The sequence below is a fragment of the uncultured Cardiobacterium sp. genome (genome assembly GCF_938028185.1).
Taxonomy (GTDB): Bacteria; Pseudomonadota; Gammaproteobacteria; order Cardiobacteriales; family Cardiobacteriaceae; genus Cardiobacterium.
In genome coordinates, this window is the sequence record NZ_CALJAH010000413.1 from 1 (window position 1) to 1009 (window position 1009).

A 1009-nucleotide genomic window follows, 5' to 3' on the forward strand; every position below is an offset into this window, starting at 1 on the left:
CCCCTTCCCCTCCCCCACGGGGGGAGGGGGGAATAGTGACTGCTTCTTCCGGCTGGTAGATGGGGCCGGCGTTGGCTTCGCTGTAGTACGTTTTGATTTTTGCGATGCCGGGGTTGCCATGCCAGTAGCCGTCCACCAGCGCGCCGAGTGCAAGCGGTGCCAGTTCGCGCAGGGCGTCGGCGGTGGTGAGGGTGCCGTCCAGCGTTTGCCGGTGCAGGGCGATGATTTCCGGCATATGGTTGAGTTGCGGCGAGAGGCGGAGGATGCCGACGCCGAGGGCGGCGATGTCGGCGTGGTGCGCAAGCAGGCATTGGCTGCCGTGCGACATGGTCTGGATGCCGTTGATGGTGAGGAAGGGGGTTTTTTCGCGGGTGTCCATGGTCATGCCGTGCGGGTGTTCGATGCAGCGGAATTGGCAGTTGTCTTTGTTCAGGTTGTAGTGGCGCGCGGTGAAGCAGCGCGAGGAGTAGGCAAGCGGGATTTTGCCCCAGGCAAAGAGTTCGGTTTCGCCGGGGTCGGCGCTGGCGGCGAGCAGGGTGGCGAGTTTGTCGCGCGAGAGTTCGGCAGGCGGTTGCCAGCGGTAGGCGCCGAGGCGGCGGATGAGGGCAAGGGTGTGTTCGTTGTAGAGGTTGAGGCTGCTTCCTGCGACGAAGGGGTGGCCGTGGTCGCGCGCCAGTTTGACCGCGCCCATGTCGTTGGCTTCGATGGGATAGCGCTCTTGTTTGGCGATTTTGCGCAGGCGTTTGAGGTCGCTCTCGCTTTCGAGCAGGGTCTGGCTGGCGAGCAGCACTTCTTTGCCGGCGGCGGCGAGGTTGTCGGCAATGGCGAGCCAGTCGGCGAGGCGCAGTTCGTGGCGGCGCGCGCAGACGGTTTCACCGAGATAGATGATGTCGGCGTCGGTGTCGGCGATGCGGTCGTACCAGGCGAAGACGGTTTGTTTCGGCCAGTAGTACTGGATGGCGCCGAGGGAGAGTTTGAGGCTCATGATGTTTCCTTGTTGTTCGTTTAC

At 63.5% G+C, this 1009-nt stretch carries 1 pseudogene; it reads right to left on the minus strand.

Annotation, left to right across the window (positions count from 1 at the left end):
* Positions 1-73: 73 nt before the first annotated feature.
* Positions 74-988: pseudogene (locus Q0349_RS12035) on the minus strand (U32 family peptidase); the annotation flags it as partial.
* Positions 989-1009: the final 21 nt, after the last annotated feature.